The sequence below is a fragment of the Clostridium cochlearium genome (genome assembly GCF_900187165.1).
Classification (GTDB): Bacteria; Bacillota; Clostridia; order Clostridiales; family Clostridiaceae; genus Clostridium_G; species Clostridium_G cochlearium.
This window is the reverse complement of record NZ_LT906477.1, coordinates 2,235,240-2,253,199: the sequence shown is the minus strand read 5'-3', so window position 1 is coordinate 2,253,199 and position 17,960 is coordinate 2,235,240. Positions and strand designations below refer to the sequence as shown.

Annotated in this window: 20 protein-coding genes; all 20 read left to right on the top strand. The window is 31.0% G+C overall.

Features of this window, described 5'->3' with window-relative positions; genetic code table 11:
* Positions 1–17 precede the first annotated feature (17 nt).
* The 20 genes from CKV72_RS11010 to citC all read left to right on the top strand — a co-directional run bounded on the left by CKV72_RS11010 (position 18) and on the right by citC (position 17,959).
* On the top strand, positions 18–965 hold the full coding sequence (locus CKV72_RS11010; protein WP_095178283.1) for a DNA-directed RNA polymerase subunit alpha: 948 nt from the start codon (positions 18–20) through the stop codon (positions 963–965).
* Between the two features lie 34 nt (positions 966–999).
* Positions 1,000–1,341, top strand: coding sequence for a 50S ribosomal protein L17 (rplQ, locus tag CKV72_RS11005; protein ID WP_089866330.1), 342 nt, complete (start codon positions 1,000–1,002; stop codon positions 1,339–1,341).
* Between the two features lie 76 nt (positions 1,342–1,417).
* Positions 1,418–2,263 carry an energy-coupling factor transporter ATPase gene (locus tag CKV72_RS11000; protein WP_089866327.1) on the top strand — a complete coding sequence of 282 codons (846 nt, stop codon included), beginning with the start codon at positions 1,418–1,420 and terminating at the stop codon, positions 2,261–2,263.
* A complete protein-coding gene (locus CKV72_RS10995; protein WP_095178282.1) occupies positions 2,248–3,114 on the top strand; it encodes an energy-coupling factor transporter ATPase in 867 nt (288 codons plus the stop codon). Before CKV72_RS11000 ends, CKV72_RS10995 begins: the two co-directional genes overlap by 16 nt.
* 12 nt (positions 3,115–3,126) lie before the next feature.
* Entirely contained in the window at positions 3,127–3,924 is a 798-nt protein-coding gene (locus tag CKV72_RS10990) for an energy-coupling factor transporter transmembrane component T family protein (protein WP_095178281.1), read from the top strand.
* Between the two features lies 1 nt (position 3,925).
* The gene (truA, locus tag CKV72_RS10985; protein ID WP_089866319.1) at positions 3,926–4,672 is read left to right on the top strand and encodes a tRNA pseudouridine(38-40) synthase TruA; all 747 of its coding nucleotides are present in this window, start codon (positions 3,926–3,928) and stop codon (positions 4,670–4,672) included.
* Positions 4,673–4,807: 135 nt separating this feature from the next.
* Positions 4,808–5,242 (top strand): 50S ribosomal protein L13, encoded by a 435-nt coding sequence (gene rplM, locus CKV72_RS10980; protein WP_089866316.1) that lies wholly within the window; start codon positions 4,808–4,810, stop codon positions 5,240–5,242.
* Between the two features lie 30 nt (positions 5,243–5,272).
* A complete protein-coding gene (rpsI, locus tag CKV72_RS10975; RefSeq protein WP_089866313.1) occupies positions 5,273–5,665 on the top strand; it encodes a 30S ribosomal protein S9 in 393 nt (130 codons plus the stop codon).
* 105 nt (positions 5,666–5,770) lie between these two features.
* Entirely contained in the window at positions 5,771–6,463 is a 693-nt protein-coding gene (cwlD, locus tag CKV72_RS10970) for an N-acetylmuramoyl-L-alanine amidase CwlD (RefSeq protein WP_089866979.1), read from the top strand.
* Positions 6,464–6,658: 195 nt separating this feature from the next.
* Positions 6,659–7,633: a GntR family transcriptional regulator gene (locus CKV72_RS10965; protein ID WP_089866981.1), complete on the top strand. Its 975-nt coding sequence runs from the start codon at positions 6,659–6,661 to the stop codon at positions 7,631–7,633.
* Positions 7,634–7,694: 61 nt separating this feature from the next.
* Complete coding sequence (mamA, locus tag CKV72_RS10960) at positions 7,695–8,108, top strand: methylaspartate mutase subunit S (protein WP_089866983.1); 414 nt, start codon at positions 7,695–7,697, stop codon at positions 8,106–8,108.
* A 70-nt stretch (positions 8,109–8,178) separates the two neighbouring features.
* Positions 8,179–9,567, top strand: coding sequence for a methylaspartate mutase accessory protein GlmL (gene glmL, locus CKV72_RS10955; protein ID WP_095178280.1), 1,389 nt, complete (start codon positions 8,179–8,181; stop codon positions 9,565–9,567).
* 15 nt (positions 9,568–9,582) lie between these two features.
* The gene (locus CKV72_RS10950; RefSeq protein ID WP_095178279.1) at positions 9,583–11,034 is read left to right on the top strand and encodes a methylaspartate mutase subunit E; all 1,452 of its coding nucleotides are present in this window, start codon (positions 9,583–9,585) and stop codon (positions 11,032–11,034) included.
* 139 nt (positions 11,035–11,173) lie between these two features.
* Positions 11,174–12,421 (top strand): methylaspartate ammonia-lyase, encoded by a 1,248-nt coding sequence (locus CKV72_RS10945; protein ID WP_089866991.1) that lies wholly within the window; start codon positions 11,174–11,176, stop codon positions 12,419–12,421.
* 116 nt (positions 12,422–12,537) lie between these two features.
* Positions 12,538–13,380 carry a fumarate hydratase gene (locus tag CKV72_RS10940; protein WP_089867082.1) on the top strand — a complete coding sequence of 281 codons (843 nt, stop codon included), beginning with the start codon at positions 12,538–12,540 and terminating at the stop codon, positions 13,378–13,380.
* 13 nt (positions 13,381–13,393) lie between these two features.
* On the top strand, positions 13,394–13,951 hold the full coding sequence (locus CKV72_RS10935) for a Fe-S-containing hydro-lyase (RefSeq protein ID WP_089866994.1): 558 nt from the start codon (positions 13,394–13,396) through the stop codon (positions 13,949–13,951).
* Positions 13,952–14,027: 76 nt separating this feature from the next.
* A complete protein-coding gene (gene citD, locus CKV72_RS10930; RefSeq protein ID WP_089866996.1) occupies positions 14,028–14,291 on the top strand; it encodes a citrate lyase acyl carrier protein in 264 nt (87 codons plus the stop codon).
* A gap of 37 nt (positions 14,292–14,328) precedes the next feature.
* A complete protein-coding gene (locus tag CKV72_RS10925; RefSeq protein WP_089867000.1) occupies positions 14,329–15,204 on the top strand; it encodes an HpcH/HpaI aldolase/citrate lyase family protein in 876 nt (291 codons plus the stop codon).
* Between the two features lie 49 nt (positions 15,205–15,253).
* Complete coding sequence (citF, locus tag CKV72_RS10920) at positions 15,254–16,795, top strand: citrate lyase subunit alpha (RefSeq protein ID WP_095178278.1); 1,542 nt, start codon at positions 15,254–15,256, stop codon at positions 16,793–16,795.
* 120 nt (positions 16,796–16,915) lie between these two features.
* Entirely contained in the window at positions 16,916–17,959 is a 1,044-nt protein-coding gene (gene citC, locus CKV72_RS10915) for a [citrate (pro-3S)-lyase] ligase (protein ID WP_095178277.1), read from the top strand.
* The last annotated feature ends 1 nt before the right edge of the window (position 17,960 follow it).

Below are 17,960 nucleotides of genomic sequence, written 5' to 3'. Positions count from 1 at the left end.
AGGAGGGTTGTAAATATATGTTAGAAATAGAAAAACCAAAAATTGAATGTGTAGAAATGACTGAAAATGGATCCTATGGGAAATTTATAGTGGAACCATTGGAAAGAGGTTATGGTATTACTCTAGGCAATGCATTAAGGAGAATACTCCTTTCTTCATTACCTGGAGTTGCTGTTAATTCTATTAAAATAGAAAATGTATTGCATGAATTTTCTACAGTTAAAGGTGTTAAAGAAGATGTAACAGAAATAATTTTAAATATAAAATTATTAGCACTAAAGATGACAGGAGAGGGACCAAAAACTATTTATATTGATGCTAAGGGACCAGGAGAGGTTACTGCAGCAGACATAAAAACAGATGGTGATGTAGAAGTAGTAAATAAAGATCTACATATAGCAACACTTGATGATGATGGAAAATTATATATAGAAATGACAGTAGACAGAGGAAGAGGTTATGTATCTCAAAATAGAAATAAAGTCGAAGGAATGCCTATAGGAACTATTCCTATAGATTCTATATATACTCCTGTTAAAAGAGTTAATTTTTCTGTAGCAAATACTAGAGTTGGTCAAATAACTGACTATGATAAGCTAACTCTTGAAATTTGGACTAATGGTACAATAATGCCAGATGATGCAATAAGCTTATCAGCTAAAATATTAATAGAGCATTTTAAATTATTTATGACTTTAACAGATCATGCTGATGATGTTGAAATAATGGTAGAAAAAGAAGAAGATAAAAAAGAAAAAGTTTTAGAAATGACAATAGAAGAATTAGATTTATCTGTTAGAAGTTATAATTGCTTAAAGAGAGCAGGTATTAATACAGTTCAAGAATTAACAGAAAGAACTGTAGAAGATATGATGAAGGTTAGAAATCTAGGGAAGAAATCTTTAGAAGAAGTTGAACAAAAACTGGAAGCTCTAGAATTAAGTTTAAAGCAAAGTGAAGAGTAGTTAATATAGAAGTATAGTGTAAGGAGGTATAGACATGGCATCACATCGTAAATTAGGTCGTCCAACTGACCAAAGAATGGCAATGCTTAGAAATCAAGTTACTAGTTTGTTAAAGAGTGGTAAAATAGAAACTACAGTAACAAGAGCTAAAGAAACTAGAAGCTTAGCTGAAAAGATGATAACTCTTGGAAAAAGAGGAGATCTTCAAGCAAGAAGACAGGCACTTTCATTTGTAACAGAAGAAGAAGTAGTAAAAAAATTATTTGATGATATAGCCCCTAAATATGCTGAAAGAAATGGTGGTTACACTAGAATGTATAAGATAGGTCCAAGAAGAGGGGACGGGGCAGAAATAGTAATACTTGAATTAGTATAGTAGCCTAGGGGATTAAGTAGTAGAAATAGCTTAGTCCCCGTTTTAATATAATTTAAAGCCATTATGAGGTGTTTAAATGAGTAATAAGATGATAGAGTGTAAAAATGTAGTTTATAAGTATGAAGATAGTAACGAAAATAAATTTATAATAGCTGTAGATGATGTTTCTTTTAATATAGGTAAAGGAGAATTTGTAGTTATACTAGGTAGAAACGGATCAGGCAAATCTACTATAGCTAAACATATGAATGCTCTGCTTGTCCCAACAGAAGGGAAAGTTTATGTTGATCAAATGGATACCTTAGATGAAGAAAATACTTGGAATATTAGAAATAAAGCAGGTATGGTTTTTCAAAATCCAGATAATCAAATTGTAGCTACTATAGTAGAAGAAGATGTAGCTTTTGGACCAGAAAATTTAGGAGTTGATCCTAAAGAAATAAGGGAAAGAGTAGAAGATTCTTTGAAAAGAGTAAGGATGTTTGAATATAAAAAACATGCACCACATTTATTATCCGGTGGACAGAAACAAAGAGTTGCAATTGCAGGGGTATTAGCTATGATGCCAGATTGCATAGTGTTTGATGAGCCTACGGCTATGCTTGATCCATCAGGAAGAAAAGAAGTAATCAATACTATAAAAGAGCTAAATAATGAATATGGAATAACTATAGTATTAATAACACACTATATGGAAGAAGCTGTTGAAGCAGATAGAATTATAGTTATGGATACAGGAAAATTAGTTATGGAAGGCAGTCCTAGAGAAATATTTAGCAATGTTAAAACTATGAAGAAAATAGGACTAGATGTTCCACAAGTAACTGAATTAGCTTATGAATTAAAAAAAGAAGGAATTAATATAAACTCAGATATATTAACAATAGATGAGATGGTGAATGAATTATGTCGATTAAAATAGAAAATTTAACTCATATATATATGCAAGGAACTCCATTTGAAAAGAAAGCTATAGATAATGTTAATTTAGAAATAAAAAATGGAGAGTTTATAGCTTTGATAGGGCATACAGGTTCAGGTAAGTCAACTCTTATTCAACATATAAATGGATTATTAAAACCTCATAGTGGTAGAATAGTAATTGATGATATTGACATTACAAAAAAAGAAGTTAAAATGAGTGAAATAAGGAAAAAGGTAGGATTGGTATTTCAGTATCCAGAATATCAGCTTTTTGAGGAAACTATAGAAAAAGATATAGCCTTTGGTCCTAAAAATCTCAACTTAAGTGAAGAAGAAATAAACAAAAGAATAAAAAGAGTAATGAATATAGTGGGATTAGACTACGAAAAAAATAAGGATAAATCTCCTTTTGAACTAAGTGGTGGACAAAAAAGAAGAGTTGCAATTGCAGGAGTAGTAGCAATGGAACCTGAAATTTTGATACTAGATGAACCTACTGCAGGGTTAGATCCAAAAGGAAGAGATGAGATATTAGGAGAAATTAAGGACTTGCATAAAGAGTATAATATGACAATAATTTTAGTATCCCATAGTATGGAAGATGTAGCTAAATTAGCCACAAGGGTATTAGTTATGCATAAAGGAAAGTGTATACTAGATGGAGCACCATCTAAAGTATTTAACGAAATAGATACCTTAGAAAGTGTAGGTTTAGCCGCACCTCAAGTAACGTATTTGATGAGAAACTTAAAAGAAAAAGGTTTTAATATATCTGAAAATATATTTACTATAGAACAAGCTAAAAAAGAATTATTAAAAATTCTTAATAATAAAGCAACTAATTGTTAGGGGAGCATACAAATGATTAAAGATATAACATTAGGGCAATATATACCTGGTGATTCCTTTATTCACAAATTAGACCCAAGAGTAAAAATAATAATATCTCTAATATATATAATTAATTTATTTATAATAAACAATTTTAAAGGATATGTATTAATTATAGCTTTTACAGCTATAGCTATATTAATATCAAGAGTTCCTTTTAAATTTATATATAGAGGACTAAAGCCAATATTTATAATGATTATAATCACAGCTTTATTGAATATATTTATGACCAGCGGCGGAGATATAGTATTTCAGTGGAGGTTTATAACTATATATGAAAAAGGCCTTCAATTAGCTATTTTTATGGTAATAAGATTGGTGTTATTAATCATAGGAACATCACTTCTTACACTAACTACTTCACCAATAGAGCTTACAGATGGTATAGAAAAGCTATTAAATCCTTTTAAAAAAGTAGGAGTACCTGCACATGAATTAGCTATGATGATGACTATTGCATTGAGATTCATACCTACTTTAATGGATGAAACAGATAAAATTATGAAAGCTCAAATGGCAAGAGGTGCAGATTTTGAGACAGGTAATATAGTAAAAAGAGCTAAAAGTTTAATTCCTATTTTAGTTCCACTATTTATTAGTTCTTTTAGAAGAGCTGAGGAATTAGCTATGGCTATGGAAGCTAGATGCTATAGAGGGGGAGAAGGTAGAACTAGAATGAAACAGCTGAAATTAGAAGGAAGGGACTTTGTAGCTTGTTTAACTATGCTAATATTAGTGGGTATATCAATATGGAGTAGAGTTTAAAATGGAAAGAAATATCAGGCTTAAAATCGAATATGATGGAACAAATTATTCAGGCTGGCAAAAACAAAAAGATAAAAGTATAAAAACTATACAAGGATCTATAGAGAAAGCAATAGAAGAAGCGACAAAAGAACAAGTAGAACTTATAGGAGCTAGTAGAACAGATGCAGGGGTTCATGCATTAGCCTATATAGCTAATTTTAAAACTTGTAGTAGTATACCAGGAGAAAGGTTTAAATATGCATTAAATAATTTTTTGCCAGAAGATATTGTAATATTAGAATCAGATGAGGTATCAATAGACTTTCATTCAAGATTTGATTGCATAGGGAAAACCTATGTTTATAAGATTTTAAATAGACCATTATTTTCACCAATACAAAGAAATTATATATACCATGTTAAATATGAATTAGATTTAAAATCCATGATAGAAGCTTCAAAATTTCTAATAGGAACCCATGATTTTAATGCCTTTAAAAAATCTGGTGGTAATTTAAAAACTACAGTTAGAACTATAACAGATATAAATATATTAAAAAATAATGATATAGTAGAAATATATGTTTCAGGAGATGGATTCTTATATAATATGGTAAGAATTATATCAGGAACATTAATAGAAGTAGGTTTATCTAAAAGAAAACCTGAAGATATATCTATTATATTACAGTCAAGAGATAGGTGTAAGGCTGGAATGTGTGCACCAGCTAAAGGATTATATTTAAAAGAGCTTTTTTATAATTAGTTGAGTTAATCTGATTGACACACTAGGCTGATTGTATTATAATATAAATGTTTTTATGTTTAGCAAATAAGATCCACTAGCCCCGGATCTTTATGATAGAACGAATTTTTTAGGAATAGTCAAGGAGGGAAAAAGATGAAATCATACATTGCAAAACCAGAAGAAGTTCAAAGAAAATGGTATGTTGTTGATGCAGAAGGAAAACCACTAGGAAGAGTGGCAAGTCAAGTTGCTCTAATTTTAAGAGGAAAGAATAAGCCTACATATACACCACATGTGGATACAGGAGATTATGTTGTTATTATAAATGCTGAAAAAGTAGTGTTAACAGGTAAAAAATTAGATCAAAAGATGTTAAGACATCACTCATTATATCCAGGTGGATTAAAAGAAGTACCTTATAAGGAAGCTTTAGCTAAAAAACCAGAATTTGTTTTTGAAGAAGCGGTTAGAAGAATGCTTCCAAAGGGACCATTAGGTAGAAAAATGCTTAAGAAATTAAAAGTTTATAGAGGTTCAGAACATAATCATGAAGCTCAAAATCCAGAAGTTTTAGAATTAAGATATTAATAAGACACCCGAGAGGAGGAGAAAAATAAAATGGCAAAAGTTCAATATTATGGAACTGGAAGAAGAAAGAAATCTATAGCGAGAGTAAGACTTGTACCAGGAGAAGGAAAAGTAATAATAAATAAGAGAGATATAGAAGAATATTTCGGATTAGAAACTTTAAGATTTATAGTTAATCAACCATTAGTATTAACTGGAACAAAAGAAAAATTTGATGTTTTAGTTAACGTATATGGTGGGGGACTTACAGGTCAAGCAGGTGCTATAAGACATGGTATCTCAAGAGCTTTATTGAAAGCTGATGAAAGCTTAAAACCAGAACTTAAGAAAGCTGGCTTCTTAACAAGAGACCCTAGAATGAAAGAAAGAAAGAAATATGGTCTTAAAAAGGCAAGAAGAGCTCCTCAATTTTCAAAGAGATAATTTGTATATATCAAAGAAGATGTGTTATCACATCTTCTTTTTTTATGCCTTTAAATAAAATTAAGATTATTGGAAATAATAAAATTGTCTATGGAGGTGTAGGAAATGAAAAAGAATAAAAAAATAATATTTTATCTTCTTATTTTAATAGGATTATCCTTAACCCTTACTACAGTATCTACTGCTTATACAAGAAAAAAGGACGACAAAAAGAAAATCGTACTAATAGATCCAGGACATGGAGGAATAGATGGAGGAGCTGTATCTCAAAATGGAACTATAGAAAAGCATATAAATTTAAGTATTGGAATAAAACTAAAAGATGAATTATCTAAATTAGGATATAAAGTAATAATGACAAGAGAAGAGGATAAAGGGTTATATAGCGATAGTGGAACTGTTAGGCAAAAAAAAGTAGAAGATTTAAATAAAAGGTGTGAAATGAGAGAAAAGAGTAAATGTGATATTTTTATAAGTATACATTTGAATACTTTTCCTCAAAGTAAATACTATGGAGCACAGGTTTGGTATTCAGATAATGAAGAAAGTCATAAATTAGCATCTATTTTACAAAATAATTTTAGAAAATATGTAGATGAAGAAAATAAAAGACAAGAAAAGCCAGCTAAAGGTCAATATAAAATATTAAGAGATGATAACAATATTCCGTCTGTAATTGTTGAGTGTGGATTCATATCAAATCCCAAAGAAGAAGAAAAGTTAAAAGATGAAGAATATCAAAAGCTAATAGCAAAAACAATAGGAAAATCAGTGGAGGATTACTTTAAAAATAAATAAAGTCACTTTTAAAATAATTCTAAATTGACATAAAAAATAATAAGTGTAAAATGATATATATAAGAATTTTTAATAAAATAAAAAAATATATATTTTTTATAAAAAAACATATTGATGTTATCCATTCGATGTGTTATCATTAATTTGGTTAATGGATTAGTCCATTAGTCAATTTGGAGTTGGTTAACTTTAGGAGTGATTGAAATACAAGTTAAAATAGATAAAGGAAATAAAATCCCTTTATATTTGCAACTTAAAAAACAAATAATGGATTTAGTAAAAGATGGATCTTTAAAAGTTGGATATAAAATGCCTACAGAACGGGAATTGTCAGAAGAATTAAAAATAAGCAGAAATACTGTGAGTATGGCATATAAAGAATTAGAAAAAGAAGATATATTAAAATCATACCAAGGAAGAGGAACCTTTGTATTAGAAGAAGTAAAACTTTGGAAAAATGAAAATATAAAAGAAAAAATAAAAAAATTTGTGGATTTAGCTTTTGAGGAGTCCATAGAGGCTGGAATAGATGCAGATGAATTTTTAGAAATCGTTACAGAAAGAATAGAAGAAAAAAGAAAACTTATGAATGACATAAAAGGTATATATATAGAGTGCAATATAGAACAATCAAAAGTATTCGCTGAACAGCTAAAAGATAGAACAGGCATAGATTTTTCTCCTATGACAGTAAACGATTTAAAATTTATGAATAGAGAAGCACAAGAATTTATAAAAAGTAGTCAGATTATAATAACTACATTTAATCATGTGTATGAGGTAAGAAGTCTTTTAAGAGAATATAATAAAAATGTTTTGGGAGTGGCTATAACACCTAATCTTGAGACTATAGTTAAAATTGCAAGATTTCCCTCAAATACAAGATTTTTATTTGTATGTATAACAAAAGAATTTAAGTTTAAGTCAATGTCTGCATTAGAAAACGCTGGTTTAGCTAATCTTGATATTACTTATACCAATTCATTTGATAAAAATATATTAAAAGAAGAGAGTAGTAAATGTGATGTAATTATTGCATCACCAGGTAGATACCATGATGTAGAGGAAGTATCTGAAGGTAAAGAAATTATAAATTTTGCCTATAATCTAGATGATGGATCTGTAAAAGCTCTTAAATCTAAGTTGTTAGAAGTAAAATATTTAAAATAGTCACAAAGAGTAGACAAAATTAAATATTTTTTTATATAAATTATTCTAGGAGGTTTTTAAAATGGAAAAAAAGACTATAGTGCTTGGAGTTATTGGCTCAGATTGTCATGCAGTTGGTAACAAAATTCTAGATCATGCATTTACAAATGCAGGATTTAATGTGGTTAATATTGGGGTATTATCTCCTCAAGAAGACTTTATAAAGGCGGCTATTGAAACAAAGGCGGATGCTATCTTAGTTTCATCTCTTTATGGACAAGGAGAAATTGACTGTAAAGGATTAAGACAAAAATGTGATGAAGCAGGATTAGAAGGAATACTTCTATATGTTGGTGGAAACATAGTTGTAGGAAAACAACATTGGCCAGATGTAGAAAAGAGATTTAAAGATATGGGATATGACAGAGTATACGCTCCTGGAACACCACCAGAAGTTGGTATAGCTGATTTGAAAAAAGATCTTAATATAGAGTAATTTTTTAAAAATCTATTGTTTTGCTACTAAGTTATTAAGTAGCACTACTCAATGAATTGGAGTGATAAGAGTGGATGCTTATTTACTATTGGATTTTGGTAGCACCTATACAAAATTAACAGCGGTAGATATTGAAAATGAAGAAATACTTGCTACAGCTAAAGATATAACTACTATAGAGGATGACATAATGACAGGTTTTAACAAAGCATATGAAAAGCTTTCTAAACAATTAGAAGGAAAAGAAGTAAATTTTGTTAAAAAGTTAGCATGTTCATCTGCTGCTGGTGGATTAAAAATGATAGCTATAGGATTAGTACCAGATCTTACAGCCGAAGCTGCTAAGAGAGCTGCTCTGGGAGCAGGAGCTAGGATACTTAATGTATATAGTTATGAATTATCATTAAAGGAAATAGAAGAAATAAAAAGTTCAAATTTAGATATAATATTATTAGCAGGTGGCACCGATGGTGGAAATAAAGAGTGCATAATACATAATGCTAAAATGCTAGCTAAGCACAATATAAATCTACCAATAGTTGTTGCTGGAAATAAGGCAGCAGCTGATACAGTTTCAGAGATATTAACAGAAGCTAATATTTTTCATAAGGTTACTGATAATGTAATGCCTAAGCTTAACATATTAAATGTTGAACCTGCAAGGGAAGAAATTAGGCAGATTTTTATGAAGAGAATAGTACAAGCTAAGGGAATGAGCAATGCTGAGAACTTTATAAATGGTATACTTATGCCAACACCAGCGGCTGTTCTTAAAGCAGCAAGAGTTTTATCACAAGGAACAGATACAGAAGATGGAATTGGAGATTTAATTGTTGTAGATATAGGAGGAGCTACCACTGATATACATTCAATTGCAGATGGTGAGCCTACTAAACCAGGTGTGACCATGAGAGGACTTCAAGAACCTTTAGCAAAAAGGACAGTTGAAGGTGACTTAGGAATGAGATATTCAGCAGTTTCTTTATTTGAAGCTGCAGGTACTAGAAAAATACAAAAATATTTATGTGATAAAAGTGTAGATATAAAACAAAATTGCCAATTTAGATCTGAAAATATAAAAATGGTCCCAGAGACAGAAGAAGAAATTAAATTTGATGAAGTTATGGCGAAAGTAGCTACAGACATTGCAATAGAAAGGCACTCAGGATATATAGAAAGTGCTTATACACCTATGGGAGTAGTGTATACTCAAATAGGAAAAGATTTATTACAGGTAAAAACTGTAATTGGAACTGGTGGAGTCTTGGTACATAGTAAAAATCCAGGAGAAATATTAAAGGCGGGAACCTTTGATACAGAAAATCCAGTATATTTAAAGCCGCAAGATCCAGACTTCTATATAGATAAAACATATATCTTATCTTCTATGGGACTTTTAGCAGAAGATCATCCAGAAAAGGCGATAAGAATAATGAAAAAGTATTTAGTTAGAGTTTGATAGGAGGGAAATACAATGGAACTTAAAAATAAAAAATGGACTGATGAAGAGTTTCATAAACAAAGAGAAGAGGTACTACAACAATGGCCAACTGGTAAAGAAGTAGATTTACAAGAGGCTGTTGATTATTTAAAGAAAATACCAGCAGAAAAGAATTTTGCTGAAAAATTAGTTTTAGCTAAGAAAAAAGGAATAACTATGGCTCAACCAAGAGCTGGAGTTGCTCTATTAGATGAACATATAGAATTATTAAGATATTTACAAGATGAAGGTGGAGCAGACTTTTTACCTTCAACAATTGATGCTTATACAAGACAAAATAGATATGACGAATGTGAAAATGGTATAAAAGAAAGTGAAAAAGCAGGAAGATCATTATTAAATGGTTTCCCAGGAGTTAATCATGGTGTTAAGGGATGTAGAAAAGTTTTAGAAGCAGTTAACTTACCACTACAAGCAAGACACGGTACACCAGACTCAAGATTATTAGCAGAAATAATTCACGCAGGTGGATGGACTTCAAATGAAGGAGGAGGTATCTCCTACAATGTTCCATATGCAAAGAATGTTACAATAGAAAAAAGCTTATTAGATTGGCAATATTGTGATAGACTTGTTGGTTTCTATGAAGAACAAGGTGTTCATATAAACAGAGAACCATTTGGTCCATTGACAGGAACACTTGTACCACCATCAATGTCAAATGCAGTTGGAATTACAGAAGCATTACTTGCAGCAGAACAAGGTGTTAAGAACATAACAGTTGGATACGGTGAATGTGGAAACATGATCCAAGATATAGCTGCATTAAGATGTCTAGAAGAACAAACAAATGAATATTTAAAAGCTTATGGATATAATGATGTATTTGTAACTACAGTATTCCACCAATGGATGGGAGGATTCCCACAAGATGAATCAAAGGCATTTGGTGTTATAGTTACAGCTACTACTATAGCAGCTTTAGCAGGAGCTACAAAAGTTATAGTTAAGACTCCTCATGAAGCAATTGGTATACCAACAAAAGAAGCAAATGCTGCAGGAATAAAAGCTACTAAGATGGCTTTAAATATGTTAGAAGGACAAAGAATGCCAATGTCCAAAGAATTAGAAACTGAAATGGCTGTAATCAAGGCTGAAACTAAATGTATCCTTGACAAAATGTTTGAATTAGGAAAGGGAGATTTAGCTATAGGTACAGTTAAAGCATTTGAAACAGGAGTTATGGATATTCCATTTGGACCAAGTAAATATAATGCAGGTAAGATGATGCCAGTAAGGGATAATCTTGGATGCGTTAGATACTTAGAATTTGGAAATGTTCCATTTACTGAAGAAATAAAGAATTACAACAGAGAAAGATTACAAGAAAGAGCCAAATTTGAAGGTAGAGATGTTAGCTTCCAAATGGTTATAGATGACATATTTGCAGTTGGAAAAGGAAGATTAATTGGAAGACCAGAATAATAAATATTAGTTCTTAGATAAATAAGTTTATATCATGTTTATTGCTGAATAGAAATATTCAGCAATAGACCTGTATAAAATAAAAACAAAATAATAAAATAAAAATTCAAAATTTTTAAAAAGGACAGGTGAATATAATATGAAAATTGTAGACGTTCTTTGTACTCCAGGATTCACTGGATTTTACTTTGATGACCAAAGAGCTATTAAGAAAGGTGCAGGACATGATGGCTTTACATATACAGGAGAGCCAGTTACAGAAGGATTTACTCAAGTAAGACAAAAGGGAGAATCAATTTCTGTATTATTAATTCTTGAAGACGGTCAAGTTGCACATGGTGATTGTGCTGCTGTTCAATATTCAGGAGCAGGTGGAAGAGATCCATTATTCCTAGCATCAGATTTCATACCTGTTATAGAAAAAGAAATAGCACCAAAGTTAATCGGAAGAGAAATTACTAACTTTAAAGATATGGCTGAAGAATTCGATAAACTACAAGTGGGCGGAAAGAGATTGCATACTGCAATTAGATATGGTATAACTCAAGCTATACTTGATGCAGTAGCAAAAACTAGAAAACTTACTATGGCAGAAGTTGTAAGAGATGAATACAATCCAGGTGGAGAAATAGCTCCAGTACCAGTATTTACTCAATCCGGTGATGACAGATATGACAATGCTGATAAGATGATAATCAAAGAAGCAGACGTATTACCACACGCATTAATAAACAACGTTGAAGAAAAATTAGGATTAAAAGGAGAAAAACTTCTTGCATACGTTGAATGGTTAAGAGATAGAATAATAAAATTAAGAGTTAGAGAAGACTATAATCCAATATTCCACATAGATGTATATGGAACAATAGGAGCGGCTTTCAATAACGATACTAAAGCAATGGCTGATTACATTGAAACATTAGAAAAGGCTGCAGCTCCATTCAAGTTAAGAATAGAAGGACCTATGGACGTTGAAGATAGACAAAAACAAATGGAAGCAATGAGAGACTTAAGAGCAGAATTAGACGGAAGAGGAATAAAAGTTGAATTAGTTGCTGATGAATGGTGTAATACTGTTGAAGATGTTAAATTCTTTACAGATAACAAAGCAGGACACATGGTTCAAATAAAGACTCCAGACTTAGGTGGAGTTAACAATGCTGCTGAAGCAATTATGTATTGTAAAGCTCATGGTATGGGAGCATACTGTGGAGGAACTTGTAACGAAACTAACAGATCCGCTGAAGTTACAACTAACATAGGTATTGCTTGTGGAGCATCTCAAGTTCTTGCAAAACCAGGAATGGGTGTTGACGAAGGATACATGATCGTTAAAAACGAAATGAACAGAGTAATAGCACTTGCAGCAAGAAGAAAAAACAAATAATAATTGACTTAAAATAAGGAAAAAGGCGGTTTAAATTTAAACTGCCTTTTCCAATATTAATGAAGTCATATTAATGAAAGGAGGCATTTACTGATTTATTCAGTAAATAAATGCTTATGAAAGAAGTAAATGTTTCAGATATAACAAAGGCAGTAAGAGAGTTATGTATAGAAGCTAACTATAGATTACCAAAAGATGTTAAAGAAAAATTAGAAGAGTATGCCAAAAAAGAAAATTGGGATATGGCTAAAGGAATACTAGAAAAAATATTAGTTAACGTAGATATAGCTGATAAAGAAGACATGCCAGCATGTCAAGATACAGGAATGGCGTGTGTATTTGTTGAAATAGGACAAGAGGTTCATATTACAGGCGGAAGCCTTGAAGATGCTATAAATGAAGGTGTAAGACAAGGATACATTGATGGATATTTAAGAAAATCCGTAGTTAATGATCCAATAGAAAGAATAAATACTAAGGATAATACTCCAGCAGTTATATACTATGACATAGTTCCAGGAGATAAATTAAAAATAACTGTAGCTCCTAAAGGATTTGGTTCAGAAAACATGAGCCAACAAAAAATGTTAAAACCAGCAGATGGATTACAAGGAGTAAAAGATTTTATAATAAAGGTTGTAAAGGATGCAGGGCCAAACCCATGTCCTCCAATAGTTGTAGGTGTTGGAATAGGTGGAACTTTTGATAGATCTGCAAACTTAGCTAAAAAAGCTTTAATGAGACCATTAGATCAAAGAAATTCTAAGCCTTTCTATGCTGATTTAGAAAAAGAACTATTAGAGACTATAAACTCATTGGGAATTGGACCTCAAGGTTTTGGTGGATTAACTACAGCACTAGCTGTTAATATAGAAACTTATCCTACTCATATAGCAGGACTTCCTGTAGCAGTAAATATTAACTGTCATGTAACAAGACATAAGAGCGTAGAATTTTAGGGGGGTACCAAATATGGAAAAGAGAATAACAACTCCACTAACAGCGGAGAAGGTTAAAGACTTAAAAGCAGGGGATTCAGTTCTTATCTCTGGTGTTATATATACTTCAAGAGATGCTGGACATAAAAGGTTAGTGGATTTATTAGATAAAGGAGAAGAACTTCCAATAGATGTTAAGGATCAAATTATATACTATGTTGGACCATCACCAGCAAAACCAGGTAATCCAATAGGTTCAGCAGGACCAACAACTAGCTATAGAATGGATCCATATGCTCCAAGACTTTTAGATATAGGTTTAAAGGGAATGATCGGAAAAGGTTTAAGATCTCCAGAAGTTATAGATGCAATAAAAAGAAATACAGGAGTGTATTTTGCAGCTATAGGTGGAGCAGCTGCCTTAATGGGTAAATCTGTTAAAAAGGCAGAAATAGTTTGTTATGAAGACCTAGGAGCAGAAGCATTAAGAAGATTAGAAGTAGAAGATTTACCAGTAGTAGTTGTTATAGATAGCGAAGGAAATAATTTATACGAAATAGGACAAAAAAATTATCTTGATAGTTTAAAGTAATACAGATTAGCAGAGAAAACTGAAGGGTAAAATCTTCAGTTTTCAATTGTTAATTTTAGAAAGGTAGGTTTATAAGATGAAAGTTAATAAAGTTGCAAAAGCTGGAACTTTGGAATCAAATGATATCCTTATAATGGTAATGCCAAATGATAAACCAGGAATTGAAATAGAACTTGAAAGTATAGTTATGAAACAATTTGGAGATCAAATTCATAAGGTTTTATCATCTAAAGCAAAAAAATTAGGATTAGATGGCGTGAAAATTCAAGCACAAGATAAGGGTGCTTTAGATTATACAATAGAAGCAAGATTGGAAACAGCTGTTAATAGAGCACAGTAAGAATTTTATTAAAAAGTAAATTGAGGTGAGAGAATCCATGAAAAAGTTAAGAAGAACAATGCTATTTATGCCTGGAAACAACCCAGGTATGTTACAAAATGCACCTATACTTGGAGCTGACTCTGTAATATTAGACTTAGAAGATGCTGTTAGCTTAACAGAAAAGGATGCTGCAAGAGCATTAGTTTGTGGTGCTATAAAAAATTTAGATTATTCTCAAGTTGAATTAGTTGTGAGAATAAATCCATTAGATACTGAATTTGGACTAACTGATTTAGAAGAAATTGCAAGAGTTAAACCAGATACTATATTAGTTCCAAAAGCTACAAAGGAACAATTACAAGATGTTGATAAAATAGTATCCAGAATAGAAGAAGAAGAAGGATTCGAAAAAGGAAGCATAAGACTATTTGGACTTATAGAAACTGCATATAGTCTTGAAACAGTATATGATGTAGCTACTGCTTCAGATAGATTAGAAGGATTGCTTTTAGGGGCAGAAGATTTAACATCAGACTTTGGAATTAAGAGAACAAAAGAAAGTAATGAAATTTACTATGCAAGATGCAGATTTTCAGCAGCTTGTAGAGCAGCAAAAATAGATGCTATAGATACACCATTTACAGATACAAATGACTATGAAGCTTTAAGATTAGATACAGAAAAAGCAAAGAATATAGCATTTACAGGAAAAGCTGCTATAAATCCAAGACAAATAGACACAATCCACTCAGTATTTAACCCAACAGAAGAAGAAATAAAACATGCAGTAAGAGTTTTAGAAGCAAGAGATGAAGCTTTTGCAAAAGGACTTGGAGTATTCTCATTAGATGGTAAGATGGTAGACGCACCAGTAATAAATAGAGCGACTACAACAGTAGAATTAGCAAAAACATTAGGAATAATAAAATAACCTTACCGTTTAAATTTTATGCAATATAAATAAAAAGTGAGGGATTAACATGAAAAATATACTTGGTAGAGAGTTACCAGATTTCATAGAAGGTTATGGAAAAGTAAAACCTTTTGAAGGTGCCTTTGAAAATTGTGGTGTTGTAGAAAAAAAATCAGTAAAAGTGAAAAGTGTAATACCAGGTGAAGAAAAGGTTTTAAAAAGCGTTGAAGAAGCAATAGAAAAAGTAGAATTAAAAGATGGAATGACTATATCCTTCCACCACCATTTAAGAAATGGTGACTATGTTTTAAATATGGTTATGGAAGCTATAGCTAAAAAAGGCATAAAGGATATAACTATAGCTGCAAGTTCAATATTCCCAATACATGAACCTCTTGTAGAATATATGAAACAAGGTATAGTTACAGGAGTATATGCAAACTATATGTCAGGACCAGTAGCAGAAGCTATATCAAAAGGATGCCTAAAGAACCCAGCTGTAATGATGACTCACGGTGGAAGACCAAGAGCTATAGAAAGTGGAGATTTACATATAGATGTAGCTTTCTTAGCAGCACCTACAGCAGATACTTATGGTAATGTAAATGGAACAGAAGGAAAATCTGCTTGTGGAGCATTAGGATATTCAATTTGTGACGCTGAATATGCAGACAAAGTTGTAGCTATAACTGATAATTTAGTGCCATATCCAGCATCTCCAATTGAAATTAGCCAAATATATGTTGACTACGTTGTAAATGTAGAATCAATTGGTGATCCAGCAGGAATAGTTTCAGGTACTACAAGAATAACAAAAGATCCAGTAGGATTAAAAATAGCTAAAATGGCTACAGAAGTTATAGAAGCTTCTGGATTAGTAAAGGATGGTATATCATTCCAAACAGGAGCAGGAGGAACTTCATTAGCAGTAGCAGCTGAATTAAAAGAAGTAATGAAGAAAAAAGGTGTTGTTGGAAGTTTCGCTGCAGGTGGTGTAACAGGATATATCGTTGAAATGTTTGAAGAAGGATTATTTAAAAGCATATTTGACGTACAATGCTTTGACTTAAAAGCAGCAGAATCTTATAAAAAGAATTCAGCACATATGCCAATGTCATCTTCAATGTACGGAAATCCACACAATAAAGGTGCAGTTGTAAATAACCTTGATGTAATGATTCTTGGTGCAACTGAAATAGATACAGACTTTAACGTTAACGTTACAACAGGATCTGATGGAGTAATAATGGGTGGTTCAGGTGGACACAGTGATACAGCTGCAGGTTCAAAATTATCTATAATAGTTACAAATCTTGTAAAAGCAAGATTACCTATTATCAAAGATAAAGTAACTACTATTACTACACCAGGAGAAAGTATAGATGTAATAGTTACTGAAAGAGGTATAGCTGTAAACCCAAGAAGAAAAGACTTAATAGAAAAGTTAAAAGAAACAAATCTTCCAGTTATGACTATAGAAGAATTAAAAGAATTAGCTGAAAAAATGACAGGAACTCCAAATCCAATAGAAACAACAGATGAAATAGTTGCTGTTATTGAATATAGAGATGGAACAGTAATCGACGTAGTTAAAAAACCATTAGAATAAAATCAATGAAAATATGGACTGTATAAGTACAGTCCATATTTTCATTAATAATCAAACTTATTTTATTAGAAAAAAATGATATAATATATACTTAGAGATAATGAAAAGTAGGTGTTAAAAATGTATGACTTATATATAAAAACTATAAATTTAAAAAGAGAAGAAGAAAGGGAAAGAGTACATAAATTTTTAGAGAAATTTGATTTAAAATTAGATAATGATGTAGATTATACTCTAATTATTGAACAAAATGAAAAAATAAAGGCTACTTGCTCAAAAGCTAAAAATGTATTTAAATGTTTTGCAGTATCTAAAGATCTTCAAGGAGAAAATGTTACATCAAAATTAATATCAGCATTAATAGATAAATCCTTTGAAGAGGGGATCTTTCATAACTTTATTTTTACAAAACCAGATAAAGAAAAAATATTTGCATCATTAAATTTTAAAACATTATATAAAACTGATCATGTAGCATTTTTAGAGTATGGAATATATGACATAGGAAAGGCATTAGATAAAATTGGTAAAGAATATAATATAAATAATTTAGAAGAAAAAACAGCATTAGTAATGAATTGTAATCCGTTTACACTTGGCCATAGATATCTTATAGAATATGCTTCTAAAAATTCCAAAGAGGTTATTGTATTTATAGTACAGGAAGATAAATCCTTATTTCCATTTAAAACTAGATACAATTTAGTAAAGGAAGGTACAAAAGATTTAGAAAATGTAAAAATAATACCTGGAGGAGAATATATAATTTCATCTGCAACTTTTCCTACATATTTTATAAGAGAGGAAGATATTTTAGTTAAAGCTCATGCAGAAATTGATGCAGGAATATTTGGAAAGTATTTTGGTGAAAAATTTAATATAAAGAAAAGATATGTAGGTGAAGAACCTTATTGTAAAGTAACTAATGCTTATAATCAAGTTTTAAAAAATACTTTACCTAAATTTGGAATAGAACTTGAAGAAATAAAAAGAAAAGAGTCTCAAGGAGAATTTATAAGTGCTTCTAAAGTAAGAACATTAATAAGAGAAGATAAATTAAATGAGGTGAAAAGTTTAGTCCCATCTGTAACTTGGGGATTTTTAAATAGTGATAGTGGAAAGGAGATAGTGGAGAAAATCAAAAAAAGTGTTTCTCCCCATTAAT